We start from the raw sequence: 23,815 nt of genomic DNA on the forward strand, positions 1-23,815 counted from the left end.
GGATCAGGCCTGCGGCAGCAGGGTCCTGATGTACTTCTGGTTGGTGGAGCACATGCCGAGGCTGTCGCCGCCGTAGTGCTCGGCCAGGATGATGCCGTTGAAGCCGAGCTCGACGGCGTCGCGGAAGACCTGGCGGTAGTTGATGAGCCCGGCCTCCATGGTGGAGGGTACGGACGTCGCCCAGCTGCCGTCGGCCGCCTCGTCGCGGGTGTAGTTCTTCACGTGCATGTAGTTGGCGTACGGCAGGGTCTTGGCGAACAGCTCGCGCCAGTCCTCCACCGGGCGGTGCAGGCGGATGAGGTTCGCGACGTCGGGGTTCAGACCGACGTTGTCGAGCCCGACCTCCTCCACGAACCGCACCGCGCTGTCGGCGGTGCCGAGGTAGGTGTCCTCGTAGAGTTCGAGGGCGAGTGGCAGCCCGACGTCGGCCGCGTGCTTGCCGAGCTCGCGGATGCGGCTGACGGCGGCGTTCCAGACCTCGGGGTCGTCGGGGTCCTTCGGGCCCTGGGCGGTCCAGAACCAGAGCGCCTTGCGCTGGGCCTCGCTGAAGGGCTGGTGCAGGCCGGTGGAGAAGACCTGCATCCCCCACTCGGCGGCGGCGTCGATCGTGCGGTGCGCGTACTCGAGGTTGCGCTCCTCGTGGCCCGGCATGATCACGCTCTGGCGCTGCAGGTGGACGGACGGGACGCCGACGCCGTGCGACTTCGCGATGGCGAGGAACTCGTCGCGACGGGACGGTTCGAGGTCGGCGGGCCGGACGTGGCTGTCGGGCAGTTCGGCGAGGGTGAACCCGACGCCGGCGACCTGCGCGAAGAGGTCGTCCCAGGCTTCAGGTTCCGCGTCGTGCAGGGAGACGCCGTTGCGGTCGACGGGTGGGATGCCGTGCAGGCAGGTGGCGATGGGCCAGGTGTCGGCGGTCCATCGGGGGGTCGACGCGGTCGCGGTCGTATCCGTCATGATGCTCCATTGCGCTCAGGGACTGCTCGGGGCTGGTGCTCCCGGTCAAAAAAAGATCCTATAGGAAATAGTAAAGTGTTTCCACGAATGCGCAAGGGCACTTCGACAGGCTCAGCGACCGGGGGAGGCTCGGCGACCGGCGGAGGGGCCGAGGCTCGGCGACCAGCGGAGCGGGAGGCGGGCTTCCGGTGTCCGAGCGCACCCGGTGACCGAGCACTGCCGGTCACCGAGCCTGTCGAGGTGGGACGTCGGGGCTCAGCCGCCGAGGATGCCCCAGTCCTCGTCGTCCGCGTCGGCGATGCCGCCCGCGATGAACGCTTCGCCGGCCTCGGTGGCGCGATCGCGCACACCAACCAACAGCTCTTCCAGCGAACCGGCCGAGAGGAATCGCATCTGATCGATCTCGCTCACCGGGGCGATGCCCGCGAGCTGCCACGACGACTCCAGCGGGTCGTCGGCGAGCTCCACGACCGAGGCCCACTGCTGCTCGCTGAACTCGCTGGCCACGGCCAGCGAACGCCGCACCGCCGCCTCGGTCTCGTCCCGCAGCTGCTCCCAGCGCTCGTCCCACTCCAGGTCGTCGAGCGTGCGGATCTCGGCGCGTGGGTACGGGTCGTCCGGCAGCCAGTCGGTCACCTCGAAGCGCTGACCGCCCTCGGCGATCACCGCCACGAAGCCCTCGCCGCCGTCGACCTCGACGATCTCCGCCACGGTCCCCGTCCGGAAGCGGTGCTCACCGCCTCCCGTCTCGCGCCCGCGCTCGATGAGCACCACGCCGAACGCCGGGTCCTCGGCCTCGAGCAGGTGGGCGAGCATGGTCAGGTAGCGCTCCTCGAAGAGCCGCAGGGCGAGCGGCATGTGCGGGAACAGCACAGAGCCGAGCGGGAACATCGGCAACTCGAGGACCGGGAGGCCGGACGCCCAGGGCTCGGCACTGAAGGAGTCGGTCATGTCACTCTCCCTCCGTCTCGCAGGTCCCACCGGGTGCCGCCCGGCGAACCGTCCACCCGAACCGTGCTGCGATCATAGTCGCCGGACACCGGAGGCGACTCAGTCGCCGAGGACCGCTCGCAGCGCCTGGTCGAACCGGATCGCCCGATCGATTTCGACCGCCGTCTCGTAGTCGGCCCCGCGGAGGGCGACGTGCAGCGGCCAGTCCACATCGATGAACCCGATTCGCCGATCCCCCACGAAGACGCCGAAGCGGTCGGCCGTGAGCTGCTCCACCCAGGCTCGGCGGAGTTCAGACGTCTCGCTGCCGGCGGAGCCCATGGAACGACCTCTCTCGGCAGGTGCAGTGACCGGGTCCGGACAACCCTTCGAAGTATCTCGATTGTCTAGCTATCTCCGCCGTGCTTCATCATGACAGCACCGACGGCCGATGGACAACTCCGTATCCATCAGACGAAACGAGCACGCCTCGACGCCATCGTTGCGAGATCGTGGCGCGATGGTCCGCGGATCTTCAGGAACCGTCCGTAGGATGCTGATCGTGGGGTGGAAGTGGCCGTGGGGACGCAAGCGCATCGTCGATGCGCCGGTCGACGCCGGGTCCGACCCCTACCTCCAGTACCTCGAGTGGGTCCGCCTCGGGAAACCGTCACTGGCATCACCCGACGATCCACCGCTGCAGTTCGACCCGCGGTTCGCGCCACGACTGGCCTCCGACGCCGTCAACTCCTCGCGCGCCGACGGCGTCTGAGCCCGCCGGTCCACGCACAGCACAGCGCCCGACACCGAGGTGCCGGGCGCTGTGGACGTGCTTACGCGGTGGCCTGCTCCGCGACCTCGGCGCGGCGCGGGAGCTTCCAGCCCGGGCGCACGAAGTGGCAGGTGTAGCCCCACGGGATGCGCTCCAGGTAGTCCTGGTGCTCCGGCTCGGCCTCCCAGAACTCGGACACCGGCTCGACCTCGGTGACGACCTTGCCGGGCCAGAGCCCTGAGGCGTCGACGTCGGCGATCGTGTCACGGGCGACGCGCTCCTGCTCGGGCGAGGTGTAGAAGATCGCCGAGCGGTAGCTCAGGCCGACGTCGTTGCCCTGGCGGTTCTTCGTCGACGGGTCGTGGATCTGGAAGAAGAACTCCAGGAGCTCGCGGAAGGACAGCTTGCTCGGGTCGAAGACGACCTCGAGGGCCTCCGCGTGGGTGCCGTGGTTGCGGTAGGTGGCGTTGGCGACGTCGCCACCGCTGTAGCCCACGCGGGTCGACTTCACGCCCGGCATCTTCCGGACGAGGTCTTCCATGCCCCAGAAGCATCCGCCGGCCAGCACCGCGCGCTCGGTCGTCGTACTCTGCTCGTCTGCTGCACTCATCGTGACTCCTCCTTCGTGCCGAGCACCGTGCGGGGTCCCCGCGTGCTCCGGTCTTCGGCTCCATGGTATGCAACAGCGTCCGCTTCCGGACTGTTCCGGCCGGGGCTTGCACTCAGCGGTCGCACAGGTGTGCGGACGCGACGGCAGGGCTCAGACGGTCCGCTTGCGGCGGAGCTGCTTGATCGACTCGTGGATCTCGGGCGCCAGCACCACGGCGCCGGACTGCTCCGACTGCTCGAGGGTGACGGCCTGCGCCTCGTCCGCCGCGGCGAACCAGGAGGCGATGGTCACGCCATGGCCGGGCTGTCGGACGATCTCGATCGGGTCGCCCGCCTGCACCGTCCCGCTCTTGACCACCTTGAGGTAGGCACCGGGCCGCGCGGCGTCGGCGAAGCGCTTCACCCACCGCGGCTCGCCCAGGCGCCGCTGGAAGGTGCCGCACGGGGTGCGCGGGCAGGTCACCTCGACGACGAGGGTGTCGCCGATCCGCCAGCGTTCACCGATCTCGGCACCGTTCACGTCGAGCCCCTGCGTGCGGAGGTTCTCGCCGAACAGCCCCGGCGTGATCTCCCGACCGAGCTCACCCTCCCAGAACCGCGCGTCCTCCTCGGCGTAGGCGTAGAGCGCCTTCGTCACACCGCCGTGGTGTTTGCGATCGGCCTGCACGTCGCCGTACAGCCCCATCGGCCGCACGTGCAGTGGCTCGTCGACCGGGCGCTTGTCGATCGCGGTGACACCGATCGACCCGTCGTCCACCTGGAGGGCTTCGACGCGACAGAGGGCGAGGAGTTCAGACATGGGACCAGTCTGCCGTGTCCTTCGCGCCCGTCCGGACGACGGGGCCGGTGCGGCTCGGGTGGAGTGGCCCAGGCGGAGCGGGTCAGGCGGACTCGCGGATGACTAGTGAGACACCGACCGAGCGTCGGACGGACGGCCCCGAGAGCGGGAGCGTGCCGGACATCATGCCGTCGAGCAGTTCGAGACTGTGCCGTGCGATGTCACCCTTGTCGACGGCCACGCTCGTGAGCTCAGGGGTGACGAAGCGACCGAGGTCGAGTCCGTCGATGCCGATGACGGCGACGTCCTCCGGCACGCCGACCCCGGCACGGGCGAGTCCCTTGAGCACGCCGACGGCCATGACGTCGTTGAAGACGAGCACGGCATCGACGTCGGGCATCGCGGCGCGGCACCGCAGGGCGGCCGAGACCCCGCCCTGGTGGGTGTCCTCCGCCCAGGTCTCCGACGCCTCGGACCACGGCAAGCCGTGCTCCTCGAGGAACGCGCGGTACGCGAGACGTCGTCCGGACGGTTCCGCCGAGGCGTCGATCATCGCGATGGACCGGCGCCCGGTCGCGACGAAGTGTGCGAGCGCCTGTCGGATGCCGTCCTCGAAGTCGATGTCGACGCCCGCCACCTGCAGCGTCGGCTCGGCGCCGGACGGGTTCGACCCTGCCTCGGACTCGTCTGACCGATGGTCGCCGAGGGAGACGAACGGGATGGTGGCGAAGGCGCCCTGGAGTGCTCCGTGGTCGGCGCCGTTGCGCCCGACGACCGCATCGACCTGCCGCGCGAGTTCGGCGAGCTGCGCACGTTCCGCGTCGGGGAGGTCCGGTCCGCGATCCGCGGCGGCGGGTCGGTCGCCCGATGCGTTCGCCGCTCCCCCGACCTCGGCGACCAACACGGTCCATCCGCGCTCTGCCGCCTGCTGCACGAGGGCGGCCGCGAGCTCCGGGTAGTAGGGGTTCCGCAGGTCGTCGACGACCAGTCCGAGCGTCGTGGTCCGGCCGCTCACCAGGTGCTGCGCGGCGCGGTTCGGACGGTAGTTGAGCGAAGCCGCGACCTCGACGACCCGTTGCCTGGTGGCGTCGCTGACGTCGCGCATCCCGTTGAGTGCGCGGGTCACGGTCTGGCGCGAGACACCGGCGACCCGGGCGACGTCGATGATCGTCGCTCGCGCCGGAGCGTGATCGTCGCGGGGCCTGGTCATGGTCACATCGTACTGATACGCTCACACCGTGAACGTTCACGGTGACGTTCACCACAGACCATCGCACCGCCGATCAACGTTGAGGAGCACCACCATATGGAACACGTCGCTTGGGGAATCATCGGCCCAGGAACGATCGCCGAACGGTTCGCGACCGAGCTGCACGCCAGTCGCACCGGTCGACTCACCGCCGTCGCCAGTCGTGACGCGTCGCGTGCCGAAGAGTTCGGCGAGCGCTTCGGCGACGGCACGGCTCCCGTCCGCGGGTACGGCTCGGTCGCCGAGTTGCTGGCCGACCCCGAGGTCGACGCGGTGTACATCGCGACCCCGCACACGGAGCACGTCCGGCTGGTGATCGAAGCGGCCGAGGCCGGCAAGCACATCGTCAGCGAGAAGCCGCTCTCGGTGAACCGGGCGGGCGCGATGCTCGCGATCGAGGCCGCCCGCCGTGCCGGCGTGTACCTCGCCGAGGCGTTCATGTACCGCTTCCACCCGCAGACCGCGAAGCTCGTCGAGCTCGTGTCGTCGGGTGCCATCGGCGACGTCCAGCACATCGAAGCGTCGTTCGCATTCGCCGCAGATCTGCCCGCCGACCACCGACTCATGAACCCGGAGCTGGCGGGCGGCGGCATCCTCGACGTCGGCGGCTACCCCGTCTCCATCTCGCGGCTCATCGCCGGTGCCGCCGTGGGTGCACCGTTCGCCGACCCGACGGAGGTCACCGGGAACGGCACCATCGGTTCCACCGGCGTCGACGAGTGGGCCAGCGCCTCGCTCGTCTTCCCGTCGGGCATCACGGCGCACGTCACGAGCGGCGTGCGCGTGCAGGACGACAACCGCGTCGTCGTAACGGGCTCGACGGGCCAGCTCATCGTGTCCGACCCGTGGCTGCCGTCGGTCGAGGACGGTTCGACGATCGAGGTCCGCACCATCTCGGGCACCGAGTCGATCCACATCCCCGGAGCGCCGCAGTACGCGATCCAGGCCGATGCGGTCGCGACGTTCGCCGACGCGGGCCAGGCGCCGCAGATGCGTTGGGCGGACTCGCTCGGCAACCTCGCGACCCTCGACCGGTGGCGTGAGGCGATCGGCCTCGAGTACCCGTTCGAGTCGATCGACACCGACATCCCGACCGGTTCCGGTCGGCCGCTCGCCGTGCGCGCCGAGCTCCCGATGCCGACCGGTCGCATCGCGGGCATCGACCACGACATCTCGCGCCTCGTCATGGGCGTCGACAACCAGCAGACCCTGTCGCACGCGTCGGCGATGTTCGACGACTTCTTCGAGCGCGGCGGCAACGCCTTCGACACGGCCTGGCTGTACGGCGACGGGCTCCAGGAGCAGCTGCTCGGACGCTGGCTCGCCAACCGGGGTCTCCGCGACGACGTCGTGGTGATCGGCAAGGGTGCGCACACGCCGTACTGCGACCCGGAGTCGATCTCGCGTCAGCTGTTCGAGAGCCTCGACCGTCTCAGCACCGACCACCTCGACCTGTACCTCATGCACCGCGACAACGTCGAGGTGCCGGTGGGCGAGTTCGTCGACGTGCTGAACGAGCACGCCGACGCCGGTCGCATCCGTGCGTTCGGTGGCTCCAACTGGACGATCGACCGGTTCGAGGAGGCGAACGCCTATGCGGCGGCCAACGGGAAGCGGGGGTTCGCGGCGCTGAGCAACCACTTCGGGCTCGCTCGCGCACTCGACGTGCCGTGGGCCGGTTGCGTGGAGGTGACGGATCCGACGAGCCGCGCGTGGCTCGAGGAGACGAAGACGCCGCTGCTGCCGTGGTCGTCGCAAGCGCGCGGCTTCTTCACCGGGCGTGCCGAGCCCGAGGACCTGTCGGACCCGGACCTCGTGCGCTGCTACTACAGCGACGACAACTTCGAGCGGCTGGCCCGTGCGCGTCAGCTCGGCTCGGAGCTGGGGGTCGCGCCGACGGCGATCGCCCTGGCGTACGTCCTGGCGCAGGACTTCCCGACCTTCGCCCTCATCGGGCCGCGGTCCATCGAGGAGACCCGTTCGTCGACCGACGCCCTCTCCCTGAAGCTGACCCCGGAGCAGGTCGCCTGGCTCGACCTCCGGGTCTGATCCGTTCCCTCGGGTGACGCCAGCGCGGTGCGCTGACGTCGCCGCGGGGCATGGGCGTGAGCGCGGGTCTCCAGAGACCCGCGCTCACGCGTGTGGGCTGCGCTCGCGCCGAGTCACTCCTCCTCGCGTCAGCGCACCGCGCTGGCGCAACCGCACCACCAGACTCGGATGGACGTCACGTGAGGGGTTTGCGGACGCGGTCGCGCGCCAGGAGGACACCGAGCAGCAGGATCAGGATGAGCACGACACCGCGGGCGAGACCCTGCCAGTAGAAGGACAGCCCGATGAGGTTCATCCCGTTCGTCAGCAGCGCGAAGATGAGCACGCCGACGAGCGTCCCGAAGAGGTTCGGCCGCCCCGTCCGACTCAGCGTCGTCCCGATGAACACCGCACCGATGGAGTCCAGCACGTAGAGCTGCCCGCTGTTCGCGACGAAACCCTGGCTCCGCGAGGCCAGGATCAGCCCGGCGATGGCCGCGATCCCGGCAGCGAAGATGAACGCCGTCGCCATCGACGTCCCCGCCAGCCGACCGGAGATCCGGGTCGCCGTCGGCTGCTCACCCGCCGCGGTCAGCACCCGACCCCAGCGACTCCGTTCGAGCGCAGCCCAGACGATGATCAGCACGAGCACGGCGACGACGATCGGCGCGGCGACACCGAGCACGGTTCCAGCGCCCAGCCACGCGAACTCGTCCGGCACACTGCTGCGCGACAGGTAGACGGGTGACCCACCGTCGGTCGCGACCTGCTGCACGCCACCACCGATGAACCAGACGCTGAGCGTCGCGAGGAACGGTCGGATGCGCAGCACCACGATGAGGAACGCGTTCACGGCCCCGACGAGCAGGCCGACGACCAGACCACCGACGATCGCCACCCAGGCCACGTAGTCGTCGGCCAGGAGCGCCGACGCGGTGAGCGCCGCGAGGTCGATGGCGACACCGATCGAGAGGTCGATGCCGCCTGCGCGGACGACGACCGTCATCGCGACGGCCGCGAGCAGGAGGAGCGCGTTCTGGTTGAGCACCCCGAGCAGGTTGTCGGCGGTCAGGAACGACGGCGACAGCACCGCGAACACGATGAGCAGCACGGCCAGCACGGCGGGGGCGAGCGCCTGCGGCACCGCGGCACCGAGGCCACGGACCGTCAGCCTCGAGAGCGGGCCGCCGGGACGCTGGTCATCGCCGCCTCTCGTTCCAGCCGACCCGGCCTTCGGGACGGAGACGCCGGTGGTGGCGGAGGACTGCGTGCGCGTGTCGACACTCATCGCTTGACGCTCCGTTCGCGGATCGCGGCGACCGCGAGGACCAGCAGGATCAGCACACCCTTGGTGATGCCGATCCACTGGCTCGGGACGCCGAGCTGACTGAAGCCGTTGGTGAGGATCGCGACGAACACGGCACTGAACAGGGTCCCCGTGATCGTGACGACGAGCCGACGGGAGAACGCGATGGACAGGAACGTCGCGAGGAGGATGTCGATGAGCGACTGCTCGCCGATCCCCGGCAGGGCAGCGGACAACCGACTGGTCATGAGGACGCCCGCGATCCCGGCGAGGACCGCCGCGAGGACGTAGCTGACGACGATGTGGCGGTTGACATTGATCCCGGCCACCCGGGCGGCCGTCGGATTCTGCCCCACCGCGGCGTTCTTCACGCCCCAGCTGGTGCGCCCGGTGGCGAAGGCGGCGACCGCGAAGACGAGGAGCAGCACGACGACCGCCGCAGGGACACCGACGACGTGTCCACTCCGCAACCAGACCAGCCCGGCGTCGGAGACCGGCACCTTCACGTTGTTCGTGATGACGATGGTGAGGCTCGTGACGATGCTCATCATCGCGAGGGTGACGAGGAGCGGGCGGATCCCGGCGACGACGACGAGACCGTTCACGAGCCCGATGACCGCCGTGGCTCCGAGTCCGATGAGCAGCGCGAGCGGCAGACCGAGCTCGGCCTGCAGGAGCACCGCGACGAGGGCGCCGGAGAAGCCGAGGACGGCGCCGATCGAGAGGTCGATGCCGCCGCGGACGACGTCCTCACCGCCCGTGACGACGACGATGGACAGTCCGAAGGCCGCGATCGCGTAGACCGCCGACTGGGTGAGGATCGTCGCGAGGTTGGCCGGGTCGAGGAAGCCGGGCGAGGCGACCGCGAAGACGACGACCTCGATGACGACGATCGCGTAGCCGATGAGTCCCAACCGGGAGACCGGGCGACGACGTTTGGTCGCGGACTCGGCTGCGGCCGACGGCGCCTGGCCGGGCGCGACGGGTGGAGCGGAGAGGGCGGTCATGCGGAGACTCCTCGGGTGGGCAGTGTGCCGCCTCCAGGGTCTGCCGACGGGGCAGACCTCGGGGGATCAGCCTGCGTCGACGACGTGGGCCCTTCGACAAGCTCAGGGACCGGCGGGACCGAGGGGGCCGGCGGCGTTGACGCGACCTCGGCGGCGCCCGTCGACCAGGCGAGGATCGTGTCGGCGGTCGCCTGCGATCGCCGCAGCTCGGTCCGGATCGTCCCGCGGTACAGCACGAGGACGCGGTCGGCGAGGCCGATCAGTTCCTCGAGGTCGACGCTCACGAGCAGGACGCCGGCGCCCTGCGCGACGAGCGCGTCGATCTCCGCGTAGATCTGTTGACGCGACCCGATGTCGACGCCGGAGGTCGGCTGGTCGAGCACGAACACGGTCGACCCGGCCGCGAGCCATCGACCGAGCACGACCTTCTGCTGGTTGCCGCCGGAGAGGCTCCCGGCCACCGCGGTGTCGTTCGCGGGCCGGACGTCGAGCCTCGTGACGAGGTCGGCGGCGATCTCCCGCTCGCGTCGGCCACGCAGTATCCCGCCGAGCCCGGTGATGCGGTCGAGCGCGGCGAGCGTGAGGTTCTCGCGGACGGACTGACGGTTCAGGATGCCGTCGCGGTGGCGGTTGGCCGGGACGTACGCCCCACCCGCCCGGACGAAGGCGCGCGGCGAGCGGATCGTCGCCTGGCCGACCCGCACGGTTCCGCCGTGCGCCCGGAGCCCGGTGACTGCGTCGGCCAGTTCCTCGAGGCCCGATCCGACGAGCCCCGTGACGCCCACGATCTCGCCCGGACGGACGGCGATCGAGACGCTGTGCAGCCGTTCCGCGACCGTCAGGCCGTCGATCGCGAGGACCGGTTCGGCGACGGCGTCGGCGACGATCCGTTCGCGGTCGCCGAACTCCTCGACGCTCCGCCCCACCATGAGCTGGACGATGGCGTCGAGGGTCGCGTCGGGATCGGCGAGGTCGAGCGCACCGACGCGTTCACCGTTGCGGAGGACCACGACGCGGGACGCGATGTCGCGTACCTCCTGCAGGTAGTGGGAGATGTAGATGACGGCGACGCCCTGGCTCTGCAGGGTCCGGACGGTGCGGAACAGCCGCTCGACGTCGCCGGCGGCGAGCGGTGCGGTGGGTTCGTCGAGCACGAGGACCCGCGGGCGCGTGATCGTCGCGATCGCGAGCTGCAGGAGTTGCTGCTCGGCGACGCTCAGCTCGTCGACGAGGGTCTTGCCCGGCACGTCCAGCCCGACGAGGTCGAGCAGCTCCCGCTCGGCGCGCCGGTCGAGCTGCCGGCCGGTGAGGAACGCGGAGCGCGAGCCGAGGAACAGCTGCTCCGCGACCGTGAGCCGACCGGCCAGGTGGCGGTCCTGGTGGATTACGCGGACACCGAGGCGTTCGGCGTCGCCCGGGTTGCGGATGACGACCGGTTCACCGTCGATCTCGATGGTGCCCTCGCTCGCCGTGTAGAGGCCGGTGAGGATCTTGATGAGCGTCGACTTGCCCGCGCCGTTCTCGCCGACGAGCGCGACGACCTCGCCGGGGTGCACCTCGAGGTCGACGTCGTCCAGCACCCGGACGCCGCCGAAGTCCTTCGCGATGCCACGCATACTCACGGCGGGAGCCGAGGCTTCGGCCGTGGCGGCACCGGGCCGACCGCCCAGCGAGCGCTGGGCGGCCTGACCGTCGATCGAGGTGTCGTGCGTCATTCCAGGCCGAGTCGCTTGCGCTCGTCGGCGACGTTCGCCTTGTCGATGAACACGGCGTCGAGGTAGGTGCTCAGCGGCACCTCGTCCTGCTTGCCCCCGAGGTACAGGGCGACGTTGTTCGCGCTCGTCGTCCCGAACAGGGTCGGTTGCTGCGCGACCGTGAACTGGTACACCGAGTCGGGGTCCTGGATGAGGTCGAGCGCTCCGGGCTCGGCGTCGACGCCGTAGACCTTGATCTCGTTGCGGCCCGCCGCGTCGATGGCCTGCGAGGCACCGATCGCCGGGAGGTCCCAGCACGACCACACGGCCGAGATCTCGCCCTTGGGGTAGCGGGTGAGCGCGTCGTTCGTCTTCTGCTTGGCGTCCTCGATGGTGCCCTCGTAGATGTCCTGCAGCTCGGGCTCGATGATCTCGATGTTCGGGTAGTTCTTCAGCACGAGCTTGAACTCGTCGTAGCGGATCTGGCAGGGGGTGACGTCGTAGAAGCCGTTGAAGACGAGCACCTTGCCCTTCCCGCCGATGTCCTCGGCGAGGGTCCGGGCGAGGGTGGAGCCGATCTGCCAGTTGTCGGAACCGATGTTGTTCACCGAGTTCTCGCTGGCGTGGTCGATCGTGAAGACCGGGATGTCGGCGTCCTTCGCCTGCTGCAGCGCCGGGGCGAGCGTGGTCGCGTCGCCGAGGATGACGACGATCGCGTCGACCTTCTGTGAGACGAGGTTCTCGACGTTGGCCAGGTGCTTGTCGTCCTGTGCGTCGGCCTGGGTGGCGACGACCTTGGCGCCGAGCTCCTCCAGGCGGTCCTGCACACCCTGGTAGGTGAGGCGGCCGAAGTCGCGGACGACGTCCTTGGCGGCGACGCCGACGGTCTTGCCCTTGAGCGAGGGGACGTCCACGTCTGAGGCGGCCGAGCTGGCAGCGGCGCCGCTCGTCGACTCGCTGGACGAGGACTGCTTGAGGGAACAGCCGGTGGCGAGGCCGGCCACGACGGCCAGGGTGACAAGAGACAGCGCGAGGCGCGATCGACGACGCATGGGGACTCCAGATGACGGTGGGGTGCGGGACGGTGCAGGGGGTGGTGGAGCGTGCCGACATCCGCTGTCGGAGCGGTCGGGGCGCACCGGGACGTCGGGTTGCAGCAACAGTAGGGAGTGATCGGACGGGCCGCGAGAGGGCGCTCAACCTGACGTAACACAAGGTGCCCGATGTCGGCGGTGCGTGGAGCCTGGTCGGGGTGCGGCCCGTGGGAACGTCGGATGTATCATGGCGCGAGGCGGTGTTCCACGTGACCGTCTCGCTCGAGCAGGGGGTCGCATGGCAGTCACGGACGAGGCGATCGCGCGGATCCAGGCGATGATCGTCGCCGGCGACCTCACACCCGGCCAGCGCCTCCCTCCGGAGAAGGAGCTCAGCGAGACCCTGGGGCTCTCCCGCAGTTCCCTCCGCGAGGCGGTGAAGGCGCTGGAGCTCATCCGCGTGCTCGACGTCCGTCGCGGCGACGGCACCTACGTCACGACGCTGGAGCCGAGCCTGCTGCACGAGGCGATGTCGTTCGTCATCGACATGCACGCCGACGCCTCCCTCATCGAGATGTTCGAGGTGCGCCGCATCCTCGAACCCTCCGCGTCGGTGATGGCGATCCAGCACCTCGACGACGAGCGGATCGCCGAGCTGCGCAGCATGGTCGATGAGGTCGACGAGTCCACGACGGTCGAGGACCTCGTCGCGCACGACCTGCAGTTCCACGCCCGCGTGATCGAGCTGAGCGGCAACGCCTACCTCGCGAGTCTGCTCGACGCGCTCGGCAGCAAGACGGTCCGGGCCCGCATCTGGCGCGGCCTCACCGAGGAGAAGGCCGTCGCCCGCACCCTGCAGGAGCACCACGCGATCGTCGACGCCCTCGAGAAGCGCGACACCGAACTCACCCGCGCGCTGGTCACGGTCCATGTCTCCGGTGTCGAAAGCTGGCTCCGCCGTTCGATGTAACCCCTCCCCCTGCCCGCGAACTGTCACTTGCTGCTAGTCCGAGCCGCCCGGACCAGCAGTTGGTGACAGTTCGCGGGCAGGTACCGTGAGGGGATGGACGGCACGATCGACACCCGAGCGCTCATCGACCCCATCGACCGTGACGCCATGGCGAAGGCGCCCTCGTACCATCGCGCGCCGTCCGCCCGGCTGCTCATCGGCCTGATCGCGGGGATCGTCGTGGTCGCCGTCGGCGGGTTCGTCCTGTTGGGAACGCTGCCCACGCCCTCACGGGGCGGCTCCGGCCCGACACCGCTGCTCGGGATCGGACTCCTCGCGGCCGCCGCCGTCGCAGTGGTCGCGGTCCTCTCCTGGCGGACGAGGCGCATCAAGCGCTTCCGTCTCTCCCAGTTCGCCGCGGCCAACGGGATGACCTACACCGCAGACCTCAGCTACCCTCCGTTCCCCGGCATGATCTTCGGGATCGGATCGTCGCGGCAGTCGACCGACGTGCTGCGGGCGAACCGTCCGCGCCCCGTGGAGTTCGGCAACTACCGGTACACGGTCCGTCAAGGCAAGCGTTCGACGACGCACCACTGGGGGTATGTCGCGGTGAAGCTCGACGTCCCCCTGCCGAACATCGTGCTCGACGCGATCGGCAACAACGGGTTCGGCTCGAACCTCCCGGCGGCGTTCCAGCGGGCCCAGCGGCTGTCCCTGGAAGGCGACTTCGACCGGCACTTCACGCTCTACTGCCCCGACGGCTACGAACGCGACGCCCTGTACCTGTTCACGCCGGACATCATGGCGCGGTTCATCGACCACGCCGCCGAGCTCGACGTGGAGATCATCGACGACTGGCTGTTCCTCTACACGAAACGGGAGGTGTCGACCCTCGATCCCGACACCTGGGCCTGGCTGTTCAGCGTCATCGACGCCCTGATGACGAAGTTGGACCAGTGGGCTCGGTGGCGGGACGACCGCTTGCAGCCGCAGACGTCCGGAGCTCCGGAGCACCCGCTGGCACCCGGCGCTCAGGCCGGCCCACCCGCGATCGGACTGCTCACCCCGCCGCCGGGTGTCGCTCCGTCCGGCCGCAGGTTGCGACGATCCGGCACATGGATCCCCATCGCGTTCATCGTCGGAACGCTGATCGTCTGGATCGTCACACGCATGAACTGACCCTCCCCTGCCCGCGAACTGTCACTTGCTGCTAGTCCGGAGGGGCGGGACTAGCGGTTTGTGACAGTTCGCGGGCAGGGGTGGGTGTTGGGAACGTCTGGTGATCGGGAGACGAGGACGGAACAGGCCGGTTGATGGGATGGCTGGGTGACCGACACCGGTCGCCCGTCAGAAAGGACCGCCCATGCGCCGACCCACAGCCATCGGCTTCGCCGTCCCCGTCCTCGCCCTCATGCTGGGGCTCACCGCCTGCTCCGGATCCGCGGAGTCGCCGTCGAGCGGTGGATCGCCGTCGAGCGCCGACTCGTACGCCGAGGCGTTCGACGACTACACCATCTCCCTCGCGGGCTGCCTGCGCGACCAGGGGTTCGATGTCCCTGACCCGGAACCCGGCACCGCGATCACCCTCGACGGTGGCGAGGCGATGAACACGGCCTACGACGCCTGCGCCGAGGAACTCGGCCCACCGCCCGCGAACCCCGATCAGCCCAGCAAGGCCGAGATCTCCGACGAGCTCAGGCTCCGCGCCCAATGCCTGCGCGACCAGGGGTTCGACGTCCCGGACCCGGATGCGAACGGGGTGTGGGACCTGCCGGAGGACCTGTTCGATGAGGCCAGGGCCTGCGCCGTGCAGTGACCTCCGCACCAGCCGGAACGGCCGACCGATCCCGTGATCGGTCGGCCGTTCCGTCGTTCCCGGTTCCGTCGTTCCGCGGTCAGGCTCCGGCCGGGTCGGCGTCGTGAGCCGGCAGTAGCACCGTCACTTCGAGTCCACCCGCCGGCAGCGGGGCGAGCCGCAGCGACCCGCCGTGCAGCTCCACGATGCGGGCCCCCAGGGTCAGCCCGAGACCGTTCCCCCGATCAGGACCGGCAGCCCGCGCCATCCGGGCGTCCCGCCGGTCGAACGGCTCCACGAACCGCGCCACCTCAGCCTCGTCGAGCAGCGGCCCCGAGTTGCTGACCACGACGACGGCGCGTCCCGGCGCCTGCGGGTCGGGTCCGACCCACACCGAGACCCAACCGTCCGCGCCGCTGTTGTAGCGCACGGCGTTCGACAGCAGGTTCGTCAACAGTTGCTGGAGGAGCACGCGGTTGCCGCGCACGGATGCGCTCCGGAGCGTCGACGAGATCGTGACCCCGGCGTCCGCGGCCTCCGGCGAGATGAGCTGCGACGCGTCGCGAGCCACCGCCGCCAGGTCGACGGGCGAGGTCACGAGCGGGCGGCGATCGAGCTGGTTCAGCTGCAGGAGCGCCTCGACGATCGCGATCCCCCGCTCGTTCGTCTCGTGCAGCCGTCGCAACGCGCGGTCGACGTCGCGGCCCTCCGGGTCGGCCTGGGCGACCTCGATGAGCATCTTCATCGTCGCGAGCGGTGTCCGCAGTTCGTGCGAGGCGTTGGCCGCGAACCGCTTCTGCGTCAGGAACGACTGCTCGAGGCGTGCCAGCATGTCGTCGAAGCGGTCGGCGAGCTCGCGGAACTCGTCGCGGCGACCGGTCATCGCGATGCGGTGGTCGAGCGAGCCCTCCGCCGCCGCGCGCACGGCCGCGTTGAGGTCCCGCAGCGGCCGCAGGACCCGTCCGGCGACGATCCAGCCGACGCCGGTCCCGATCACGGCCATACCGATGAGTGCGAGCATCGAGTAGTTGATGAGCGAATCGCGGATCTCGCCGCGGGTGATGGCGGAGATCTGTCGACTGTCGGCGGCGGGCGCGAGCGGATAGCTGGGGAACCGCCAGATGATGACGTTGATGACGATGAGCGCGATCAGGCCCGTCACGACGGTGAAGGCCGCGTAGGTCGCGGTGAGTTTGACGCGGGCGGTCATCCACGTCGGCCGGGCGTTGTCACCGTCGGCCGGAGCGGCGGTCATGCGCCGACCTCGTCGTCCTCGTCGTCGGCGTCCGCGCCGCTTGTCTCGGCGGGCGCCTCACCTGGCGGCAGGACCCGGTAGCCGACGGCCGGCACGGTGTGGATGATCCACGGCTCGCCGAGTACCTTCCGGAGTGTGGACATCGTCACCCGCACGGCGTTCGTGAACGGGTCGGCGTGCTCATCCCAGGCGCGCTCGAGGAGCTCTTCGGCACTCACGACGCCACCCTTGGCCGCGAGCAGGATCTCCAGCACCGCGAACTGCTTCTTCGCCAGACGCACGTACCGGCCGTTGCGGTAGACCTCGCGGCGGAACGGGTCGAGCCGCACACCGGCGTACTCGAGGACGGGTGGGAGCGACGCTTTGGGTCGACGCGCCAGTGAACGGAGCCGGAGGACGAGCTCGCGCAGCTCGAACGGCTTGGTCAGGTAGTCGTCGGCGCCGATCTCGAAGCCGCTCTCCTTGTCGTCGAGGTCGGCGGCCGCGGTGAGCATGAGCACCCGGCAGGGCAGTTCCTGGGCGATGATCCAGCGACAGACGTCGTCGCCGTGCGTGCCAGGGAGGTCGCGGTCGAGCACCACGACGTCGTAGGCGTTGACGGCGAGCCGCTCGAGCGCGGTTTCGCCGTCGAACACGAGGTCGGCGGCGAGCCCCTCGTGCTGCAGGCCCTCGAGGATGCTCTCGGCGAGGTACTGCTCGTCCTCGGCGATCAGGACACGCATGGGACCTCCGGTGTTCGGGACGGACGACGCGTCTAAGGCGTCGCTCCGGCGCCCGCGATGGGCGTCGTGTCGATCGTAGGCGGCACCGTGTTTCGGAACCGTCTGGTGATCGTCCGACGCCCGCGCAACCGCCGTCGAGCTGGACTGGGGCCTGGTCGTCGCGTGCCGAACACCGACGACCGACCGAGGAGGAACCATGCAGCACGACATCCAGCACCAGCACCAGCACCACCGGCACCCGGGCCGACGGAGCACCGTCGCCCGCCGAGGCTCCAACCGAGCCGTCGTCATCCTCGCCGCCACGGCCGTCGCCCTCACCGCCGCGATCGCCCTGGTCGCGTGCACGGGCGTCGCGCCGACCATCACCCGCGGGATCACCGCGCTAACCGAGCGACCGTCCGGAGACGCGGGTGCCGGAACCCTGACCACGACGGATGGCGCGTTCGGAACCGACGACGGCGTGTTGGAGGAGAACCGGTACTCGGCCTACGACACCGATCTCCCGGCCATCGCGAACCTCGATGCGGACCTCTTGGAGGCCGTCCAGCAGGCGACCGACGCAGCAGCGCAGGACGACGTCGCGCTGTACGTGAGCTCCGGATGGCGGAGCACGGCGTACCAGCAGCACCTGCTTGACGAGGCGATCCTCCAGTACGGCAGTGAGGCGGCCGCGCGGCAGTACGTCGCGACGCCCAACGGCTCCTCGCACACGCGCGGGGCGGCCGTCGACATCGGTGCGACGGACGCCGACTACTGGCTCATCGAGCACGGCGCCGACTACGGCCTCTGCCAGACCTACGCGAACGAGATCTGGCACTTCGAGTTGGCCACTGTCCCCGGCGGCGAGTGCCCGGAACTCCTGCCCGACGCCGGATGAGGTCGGTGCCGCGACCAGCTGCCACCGCCGGGCGCCCCGGTCCTATCCGGCGACCGGTGCCAGCCGGCTGACGAACTCGTCGACGCGCAGGCGGATGTCCCGGAACGCTTCGTCGAACGCCTCGTCGGTCGCGGGCGCGGCAGGGTCGGGGATCGACCAGTGCAGGTCGTCCAGCCCGCCGAGCTCCTCGTGCGCCCGGTTGCACACGGTGATGACGAAATCGCCGTGCCGGAGGACCTCCGCCGTCGCGCGTGGAACGCTCGGGCGGATCCGGACGCCATGGCGTGCCGCCGCCCGGACGGCGCCCGGGTTGACCTCGCTCGCCGGCCGGCTGCCCGCGGATGCGACGGGGACATCGCTGCGGTCCTGCCAGAGCGCCTCCGCCATCTGCGACCGCGCCGAGTTCGCCGTGCAGACGAAGACGACCCGCGCCGGGGCGCTGATCGGTTCGGGCGCGAGGCGGTCGAACGCCCCCGGGACGAGCCGCACGTAGTTGCGGCGTCCATCGGACTCGGATCGCGACCGCGAGAGGATCCCCGCTCGCTGGAGGACGCTCAGGTGATGGGAGACGAGGTTCGACCCCATCCCGAGGGCGAGCTGGATCTCGGTCGGTGAGAGGTCGCCGAGCGCCAGAAGGTCCACGATGCGCAGTCGTGCCGGCTCCGCGAGCGCGGCGAACTTGGACGCCCTTACCGCCAGAGACTCCACCGACACAACCCCCGTTGACTCAACCGTGATTGACTCAATAATAGGCTGAGTCGTCCGTGAACACCCCTTGAGCGATCCGCTCGAACTCACGGTCGTCCAGAAGAGGAGCTACTCATGGGTCTCGGAACCGGAATCGCCCTGATCGTCATCGGCGCCATCCTCGCCTTCGCCGTGAACGTCGACGTCCCCGCTGTGGACCTCACGCTCATCGGGTACATCCTCATGGCCGCCGGCGCCGTGGTGTTCCTCATCTCGCTCGTGCTCGTGCTCCGCCGCCGACAGGTCTCCTCGACCACGCGCTCCGCAGTGGACCCCGGTAGCGGCGAACGCGTCACCCGCCGCAGCACGACCGACAACGACGGCCCCGTCCTCTGACGACCGGACCGGCCGCACCACCCATGACCGAACCCGCTACCGCGGCGTCCCAGAGCGGCGAACTGCTGGACGGTCGGTATCGACTCGAGCGACCGATCGGTGCCGGCGGGATGGCGACCGTCCATCTGGCGACCGACGAGGTGCTCGGGCGCAAGGTGGCGGTCAAGCTGTTCCGCCCGGGAACGACCGATGCGACCGACGGCGCCAGGACCGCCTCGGAGACGCGTCTGCTCGCGTCGTTGAACCACCCGGCCCTCGTCACCCTGTTCGACGCCAGGGTCGTGGCCGGTGACGGCTCCTACCTCGTCATGGAGCACGTCGACGGCCCGACGCTGTCCCAACGCATCGCTCGGTCGCCGCTTCCGTCGTCCGAGGTCGCCGCGATGGCCGTCGACCTCGCGGAGGCACTCCACACGGTGCACGCGGCGCGGGTCGTCCATCGCGACATCAAGCCGTCCAACGTGCTGCTGCGACCGACGATCCTGCCCCACCAGGAGTACCGCGCGAAGCTCGCCGACTTCGGCATCGCCTACCTCATCGACAGCACCCGCATGACCGCGCCGGGCTCACTGATGGGCACGGTCGCCTACCTCAGTCCTGAGCTCGTCCGTGGAGCGGATCCGGCCCCTCCGGCCGACGTGTACGCCCTCGGACTCGTCCTCCTCGAAGCCCTGACCGGTCGCCGCGCCTACCCGCAGACCACCACGCACGAGTCGCTCATGGCACGCCTCAACGCGTCGCCGACGATCCCCGGCGAGCTCGGCTACCAGTGGAAGTCGCTACTCACCGCGATGACCGCCGCCGATCCGGCGCAACGCCCCACCGCCCTCGACGTCGCGACGACCGTCCGCGCGATGGACCCCGTGCTCGACCCGGCGGATGTGACCGTGGCGACCTCGGCACCTGCGATGACGACGACCGGCGACCCGGCACCGACGGCAGCGACCGAGCCGCTCGTCTCGACGACGCCGTTCGAGTCGATGACAGGCGCGCGCGCCGAGACCGGCCCGACCGCGGTGCTCGACGGCACTCGCCGCTCGGAGCGACGTCTCGACGGTGGCGCACGGCGACCGGCCGCAGCGCACCAGCCGCGGCGCCTTCGACGCTGGCTGATCCTCGCGGCCGTGCTGCTGGTGATCGCGGTCGCCGTCGTCTGGCTCATCGTGTCCCAGGCACAGCCGCCCGCCCCGACGCTGCCCACCCTGCCCGAACCGTTGTCGACGCATCTGGATGAACTCCTGCGGGAGGTGACGCCGTGAGGAACTCCTGGAACCGAGGGCTCCGGCTGCTCGCAGCACCGGTGATCGTCGTCGCCCTGCTGAGTGGCTGCACCGGACCCGCTGCAGACCTCGACGCGAGCACCGGCCGCGACTTGCAGAGTCGTGTACTCGTGGTCGCGAACGCAGCCGCCGACGGCGACACTGCGGGTGCGCTCGCGGCTCTCGACGCGCTCGAGGCGCAGCTGGCCGCTGCTGAGGCGGCTGGGACCGTTTCGGCGACCCGAGCCGCGGACATCCGTGCGGCGATCGCGCTCGTCCGCGCCGACCTCTCCCCCGCGGTCGAGACCCCGACGCCGACCCCGGAACCCAGTTCGGTCGCGCCGGCCGAACCCGCTGCACCGGTCGAAGACGACGGAGGCGGGGACGATTCCGGGAACAACGGGAACAACGGGAACAACGGCAACAACGGCAAGAACAAGGACAAGAAGGACAAATGAAGCGACGAGGAAGCACCGACTCCGTTCCCGACGACGGATCGTTCGAGCCCGGGGACGAAGAGACGGCGAAGCGAACCCGTACGGCGGAGGACGGGGTCTCGACCGTCCAGCACAGCATCATCGTCGACCTCCCCATCGCCGCCGTCTACAAGCAGTGGGTCGACTTCGAGTCGTACCCGGAGTTCTTGCCGGCTGTCCGCGAGGTGAAGCTGACCGGCGAGGTCTACAGTCGCTGGACCGTCGCGATCAGCAAGCTCTCGCGGCAGTTCCTCGTCGAGATCCTGGAGCAGCTCCCCGAGGAGCGTCTGGTCTGGCGCACCATCGAGGGCGACGTCTGGTTCAGTGGCGACGCCACCTTCGACGCGATCGACAAGCAGCAGACCCGCGTGGACGTCACGGTGCACTGGAAGCCGGTGTCCGCGGTGGAGCGGACCGCTGCGGCGCTCGGGCTCGCCGGACGGGTCGTCCGTGGGGCGCTCGAGGCGTTCAAGACCCACATCGAGTCGACCGGCGGCCCCTCGGGTCACTCCCGCATCAAGGTCGTCTCCCCGAAGGGCTGAGTCCGCCCGANACCGCTCGCGCTCCTCGGGTGTCGGGGTCGACGATGCCGCGCCGTCGGCGTTGCTCGCCTGACCCGTCTCAGTGCTGCTGTTCACGGAGGTGAGCACCTTGCCGCGCGCTGCGGCCTCGAGTGACTCCGCCTCGTCCCCGCCGACCGCCTCGCCGCGGGCGACGAGCCCGGCGACGTCGGACAGCGGGATCTGCTTGAGGAACAACGACAGCAGGAAGGCCGCGCCGATGAACGGCAGCAGGTACCAGAACACCGGGGCGAGAGCGTCGGCATAGGCGGTCACGACACCGTCGCGGATGCCCGGCGGAAGCTGGCTGAGCGTCTGCGGGTCGATCGTCGCTGCCGCATTGGAAGCGTCCCCCGCGCTGGCACCCGAACTCGCGAACACGTCCTTCAGGTTGGCCGTGAGGCGCGTGGTGAAGATCGTGCCGAACACGGCGACACCGAGCGACGCACCGACCTCGCGGAAGTAGTTGTTCGTGCTGGTCGCGGTTCCGACCATCGACGCGTCCACCGAGTTCTGGGCGACGAGCACGACGACCTGCATGATCAGGCCGAGACCGGCGCCGAAGAAGAACAGGAAGACGCAGATCAGCCAGATCGGGGTGTCCGCCGTGAGCGTCGTGAACGCGACCATCGAGGCGGCGGTGACGAGCGTGCCGATGACCGGGAACATCCGGTAGCGACCGGTCCTGGTGATCAGGTTCCCCGAGACGATCGAGGTACCGATGAGGCCGACCATCATCGGGATCATGAGCAGGCCCGATGCGGCTGCCGAGGTGCCGGACGACATCTGGAGGAACGTCGGCACGAAGCCGATCGCCGAGAACATGCCGAGGCCGAGCGTGAGGCCGATCGCGGTCGCGTTGATGAACGTCGGGTTCTTGAAGAGCGACAGCGGGATGATCGGGTCCTTGGCGCGCGCCTCGGTGATGACGAAGAGCAGCGCGGCGAGCAACATGCCGATGCCGAACATCCAGGTCTCGATGGCACCCCAACCGTGCGCAGCGTCGCCACCGAAGTCGGTGAAGAAGATGAGGCAGGTGGTGAACGCCGAGAGGAAGATCACGCCGAGGAGGTCGATCGGCGCGGTCGCCTTCTTGTTCGGCAGCTTCAGTGTGAAGAACGCGATCGCGAAGGCCGCGATGCCGACGGGGATGTTGATGTAGAACGCCCACTGCCAGGTGAGGTGGTCGACGAAGAAGCCACCGAGGAGCGGCCCACCGACGGCGGAGAGACCGAACACCGCGCCGAGCGGCCCGAGGTACTTGCCGCGCTCGGAGGCGGGCACGATGTCGGCGATGATCGCCTGCGACAAGATCATGAGGCCACCGCCACCGAGGCCCTGGACGGCACGCCAGACGATGAGCTGCGTGAAGTCACCCGCGAACGCACAACCGACGGAGGCGATCGTGAACAGGGCGATCGCGACGAGGAAGAGGCGACGACGACCGAGGACGTCACCGAACTTGCCGTAGACGGGCATGACGATCGTGGTCGCCAGGAGGTAGGCGGTGGTGAGCCAGACCTGGTGGTCGACGCCGCCCAGCTGCCCGACGATCGTCGGCATGGCGGTGGAGACGATCGTCTGGTCGAGGCTGGAGAGCAGCATGCCCGCGATGAGGGCGGCGAAGATGATCCAGATGCGGCGCTTGGTGAGCAGCATCGGGCCCTCGGTGGGTGCGGCGGTGGCGGCGGTCACTGGAGGTCCTTTCGGGGAGTGGGGTTCGTGTGGGGGATCTGGGGTGCGGCGTCGGCGGATTCGGGGTCGTCGGGCTCGAGGATGGCGCGATACGTCGCGAGGCAGTCGCGGATGGAGCCGACGATGTCGAACTCCCCGCCCTGGCCGATGTCGGCGACGCCGCTGCCGAAGACGCGCGCCATCGTCGTCTTGATCGCCATCCCGAAGAGGTCGGCGCAGGCGCGGGCACGCGGGTCGTCTGCCGGGACGCCTTCCCGCACGGCGATGAGCTCGACGAGCAGTTGCTCGCGCTCACGGTTGAGGCCCATGAACCGGACCAGCAACTTCGGTTCGCGCTCGAGGGCGGCGTGGAAGTCGACGTGCTCGGCCAGACCGAACCCGGACCGCTCCGCGTGGCCGGCCGCGATGAGCATGAAGTCGTCGAGCACGGCGCGCCACCCCCGCGAGCCGAGGGCGAGGAACTCGGTGGCGAACCGCTCGGTCTCCTCGGTCTCGTCGATACCGAGGACGGCGTCCTCCTTGCTCGGGAAATAGTTGAAGAAGGTGCGACGCGAGACGCCGACCTCCTCGCAGAGTTCCTCGATCGTGAAGCCGTTGAGCCCCTGTGCGGCCGTGAGTCGACGCGACACGGTCGTCAGGCGCGCGGCGGTGGCGGCCATCCGGTCGGACAGCCGATTCGTCGAAGTTGCACTCTGCATCACGAAGTGCAGTATTGCACTCTCCGAGCCGGGGTGCAACTTAGGGCACGAGCCGACTGGTCGGGCCTCACTAGAGTGA

Annotated in this window: 24 protein-coding genes and 1 pseudogene; 10 read left to right on the plus strand and 15 right to left on the minus strand. The window is 69.7% G+C overall.

Annotation, left to right across the window (positions count from 1 at the left end; translation table 11 throughout):
- Positions 1-3: 3 nt before the first annotated feature.
- The 3 genes from IFU30_RS15995 to IFU30_RS16005 all read right to left on the minus strand — a co-directional run bounded on the left by IFU30_RS15995 (position 4) and on the right by IFU30_RS16005 (position 2,229).
- Positions 4-957 carry a sugar phosphate isomerase/epimerase family protein gene (locus IFU30_RS15995; protein WP_192006009.1) on the minus strand — a complete coding sequence of 318 codons (954 nt, stop codon included), beginning with the start codon at positions 955-957 and terminating at the stop codon, positions 4-6.
- A 255-nt stretch (positions 958-1,212) separates the two neighbouring features.
- Positions 1,213-1,908 carry an LON peptidase substrate-binding domain-containing protein gene (locus IFU30_RS16000; RefSeq protein ID WP_249404842.1) on the minus strand — a complete coding sequence of 232 codons (696 nt, stop codon included), beginning with the start codon at positions 1,906-1,908 and terminating at the stop codon, positions 1,213-1,215.
- 99 nt (positions 1,909-2,007) lie between these two features.
- Entirely contained in the window at positions 2,008-2,229 is a 222-nt protein-coding gene (locus IFU30_RS16005) for a hypothetical protein (protein ID WP_079706600.1), read from the minus strand.
- A gap of 220 nt (positions 2,230-2,449) precedes the next feature.
- Between IFU30_RS16005 and IFU30_RS16010 the strand changes: the two genes are divergently transcribed.
- Positions 2,450-2,659 (plus strand): hypothetical protein, encoded by a 210-nt coding sequence (locus tag IFU30_RS16010; RefSeq protein ID WP_124767435.1) that lies wholly within the window; start codon positions 2,450-2,452, stop codon positions 2,657-2,659.
- Positions 2,660-2,720: 61 nt separating this feature from the next.
- Here the strand turns inward: IFU30_RS16010 and msrA are convergent, their stop codons facing one another.
- The 3 genes from msrA to IFU30_RS16025 form a co-directional block, all read right to left on the minus strand.
- Positions 2,721-3,269 (minus strand): peptide-methionine (S)-S-oxide reductase MsrA, encoded by a 549-nt coding sequence (msrA, locus tag IFU30_RS16015; RefSeq protein WP_079706599.1) that lies wholly within the window; start codon positions 3,267-3,269, stop codon positions 2,721-2,723.
- A 150-nt stretch (positions 3,270-3,419) separates the two neighbouring features.
- Positions 3,420-4,067: an MOSC domain-containing protein gene (locus tag IFU30_RS16020; RefSeq protein ID WP_192006011.1), complete on the minus strand. Its 648-nt coding sequence runs from the start codon at positions 4,065-4,067 to the stop codon at positions 3,420-3,422.
- A gap of 82 nt (positions 4,068-4,149) precedes the next feature.
- The gene (locus IFU30_RS16025) at positions 4,150-5,256 is read right to left on the minus strand and encodes a LacI family DNA-binding transcriptional regulator (RefSeq protein ID WP_079706597.1); all 1,107 of its coding nucleotides are present in this window, start codon (positions 5,254-5,256) and stop codon (positions 4,150-4,152) included.
- 96 nt (positions 5,257-5,352) lie between these two features.
- On the opposite strand from IFU30_RS16025, the gene IFU30_RS16030 reads away from it, so the two are divergent.
- Positions 5,353-7,344: an aldo/keto reductase gene (locus IFU30_RS16030; RefSeq protein ID WP_192006013.1), complete on the plus strand. Its 1,992-nt coding sequence runs from the start codon at positions 5,353-5,355 to the stop codon at positions 7,342-7,344.
- 175 nt (positions 7,345-7,519) lie between these two features.
- Here IFU30_RS16030 and IFU30_RS16035 read toward each other — a convergent pair whose 3' ends face one another.
- From IFU30_RS16035 to IFU30_RS16050, 4 genes are read right to left on the minus strand one after another with little or no spacing between them, the layout of a single operon-like run.
- Positions 7,520-8,611 (minus strand): ABC transporter permease, encoded by a 1,092-nt coding sequence (locus IFU30_RS16035; protein WP_192006015.1) that lies wholly within the window; start codon positions 8,609-8,611, stop codon positions 7,520-7,522.
- Positions 8,608-9,636 (minus strand): ABC transporter permease, encoded by a 1,029-nt coding sequence (locus tag IFU30_RS16040; RefSeq protein WP_192006017.1) that lies wholly within the window; start codon positions 9,634-9,636, stop codon positions 8,608-8,610. The genes IFU30_RS16035 and IFU30_RS16040 overlap by 4 nt, the downstream gene beginning before the upstream one ends.
- Positions 9,633-11,351 (minus strand): sugar ABC transporter ATP-binding protein, encoded by a 1,719-nt coding sequence (locus tag IFU30_RS16045; RefSeq protein WP_192006019.1) that lies wholly within the window; start codon positions 11,349-11,351, stop codon positions 9,633-9,635. Before IFU30_RS16045 ends, IFU30_RS16040 begins: the two co-directional genes overlap by 4 nt.
- A complete protein-coding gene (locus IFU30_RS16050; RefSeq protein ID WP_192006021.1) occupies positions 11,348-12,382 on the minus strand; it encodes a sugar ABC transporter substrate-binding protein in 1,035 nt (344 codons plus the stop codon). The genes IFU30_RS16045 and IFU30_RS16050 overlap by 4 nt, the downstream gene beginning before the upstream one ends.
- A gap of 280 nt (positions 12,383-12,662) precedes the next feature.
- Between IFU30_RS16050 and IFU30_RS16055 the strand changes: the two genes are divergently transcribed.
- The 3 genes from IFU30_RS16055 (at position 12,663) to IFU30_RS16065 (ending at position 15,132) form a co-directional block, all read left to right on the plus strand.
- On the plus strand, positions 12,663-13,334 hold the full coding sequence (locus IFU30_RS16055; protein ID WP_192006023.1) for a FadR/GntR family transcriptional regulator: 672 nt from the start codon (positions 12,663-12,665) through the stop codon (positions 13,332-13,334).
- Positions 13,335-13,427: 93 nt separating this feature from the next.
- Positions 13,428-14,495: a hypothetical protein gene (locus IFU30_RS16060; protein WP_192006025.1), complete on the plus strand. Its 1,068-nt coding sequence runs from the start codon at positions 13,428-13,430 to the stop codon at positions 14,493-14,495.
- A gap of 184 nt (positions 14,496-14,679) precedes the next feature.
- Complete coding sequence (locus IFU30_RS16065; protein ID WP_192006027.1) at positions 14,680-15,132, plus strand: hypothetical protein; 453 nt, start codon at positions 14,680-14,682, stop codon at positions 15,130-15,132.
- Between the two features lie 79 nt (positions 15,133-15,211).
- Here IFU30_RS16065 and IFU30_RS16070 read toward each other — a convergent pair whose 3' ends face one another.
- Positions 15,212-16,366 carry a sensor histidine kinase gene (locus IFU30_RS16070; RefSeq protein WP_197977602.1) on the minus strand — a complete coding sequence of 385 codons (1,155 nt, stop codon included), beginning with the start codon at positions 16,364-16,366 and terminating at the stop codon, positions 15,212-15,214.
- Positions 16,363-17,088 (minus strand): response regulator transcription factor, encoded by a 726-nt coding sequence (locus tag IFU30_RS16075; protein WP_192006029.1) that lies wholly within the window; start codon positions 17,086-17,088, stop codon positions 16,363-16,365. Before IFU30_RS16075 ends, IFU30_RS16070 begins: the two co-directional genes overlap by 4 nt.
- A gap of 196 nt (positions 17,089-17,284) precedes the next feature.
- On the opposite strand from IFU30_RS16075, the gene IFU30_RS16080 reads away from it, so the two are divergent.
- A complete protein-coding gene (locus IFU30_RS16080) occupies positions 17,285-17,965 on the plus strand; it encodes a M15 family metallopeptidase (protein WP_192006031.1) in 681 nt (226 codons plus the stop codon).
- 42 nt (positions 17,966-18,007) lie between these two features.
- Here the strand turns inward: IFU30_RS16080 and IFU30_RS16085 are convergent, their stop codons facing one another.
- Entirely contained in the window at positions 18,008-18,673 is a 666-nt protein-coding gene (locus IFU30_RS16085) for a metalloregulator ArsR/SmtB family transcription factor (protein ID WP_342450882.1), read from the minus strand.
- A 114-nt stretch (positions 18,674-18,787) separates the two neighbouring features.
- On the opposite strand from IFU30_RS16085, the gene IFU30_RS16090 reads away from it, so the two are divergent.
- The 4 genes from IFU30_RS16090 to IFU30_RS16100 are packed head-to-tail and all read left to right on the plus strand — an operon-like array spanning position 18,788 to position 21,325.
- The gene (locus IFU30_RS16090; protein WP_064295666.1) at positions 18,788-19,048 is read left to right on the plus strand and encodes a DUF6458 family protein; all 261 of its coding nucleotides are present in this window, start codon (positions 18,788-18,790) and stop codon (positions 19,046-19,048) included.
- A gap of 23 nt (positions 19,049-19,071) precedes the next feature.
- A complete protein-coding gene (locus IFU30_RS16095) occupies positions 19,072-20,307 on the plus strand; it encodes a serine/threonine-protein kinase (RefSeq protein ID WP_192006035.1) in 1,236 nt (411 codons plus the stop codon).
- Positions 20,304-20,765 (plus strand): hypothetical protein, encoded by a 462-nt coding sequence (locus IFU30_RS20140; RefSeq protein WP_206757120.1) that lies wholly within the window; start codon positions 20,304-20,306, stop codon positions 20,763-20,765. The genes IFU30_RS16095 and IFU30_RS20140 overlap by 4 nt, the downstream gene beginning before the upstream one ends.
- Entirely contained in the window at positions 20,762-21,325 is a 564-nt protein-coding gene (locus tag IFU30_RS16100; protein ID WP_192006465.1) for an SRPBCC family protein, read from the plus strand. Before IFU30_RS20140 ends, IFU30_RS16100 begins: the two co-directional genes overlap by 4 nt.
- Positions 21,326-21,336: 11 nt before the next feature.
- Here IFU30_RS16100 and IFU30_RS16105 read toward each other — a convergent pair.
- Together IFU30_RS16105 and IFU30_RS16110 are read right to left on the minus strand one after the other, a co-directional pair.
- Positions 21,337-23,002, minus strand: a pseudogene (locus IFU30_RS16105) (MDR family MFS transporter); the annotation flags it as partial.
- 32 nt (positions 23,003-23,034) lie between these two features.
- Positions 23,035-23,736: a TetR/AcrR family transcriptional regulator gene (locus IFU30_RS16110; protein ID WP_192006037.1), complete on the minus strand. Its 702-nt coding sequence runs from the start codon at positions 23,734-23,736 to the stop codon at positions 23,035-23,037.
- Positions 23,737-23,815: the final 79 nt, after the last annotated feature.

The organism is Plantibacter sp. CFBP 8798, from assembly GCF_014841195.1.
GTDB classification, from domain to species: domain Bacteria; phylum Actinomycetota; class Actinomycetes; order Actinomycetales; family Microbacteriaceae; genus Plantibacter; species Plantibacter auratus.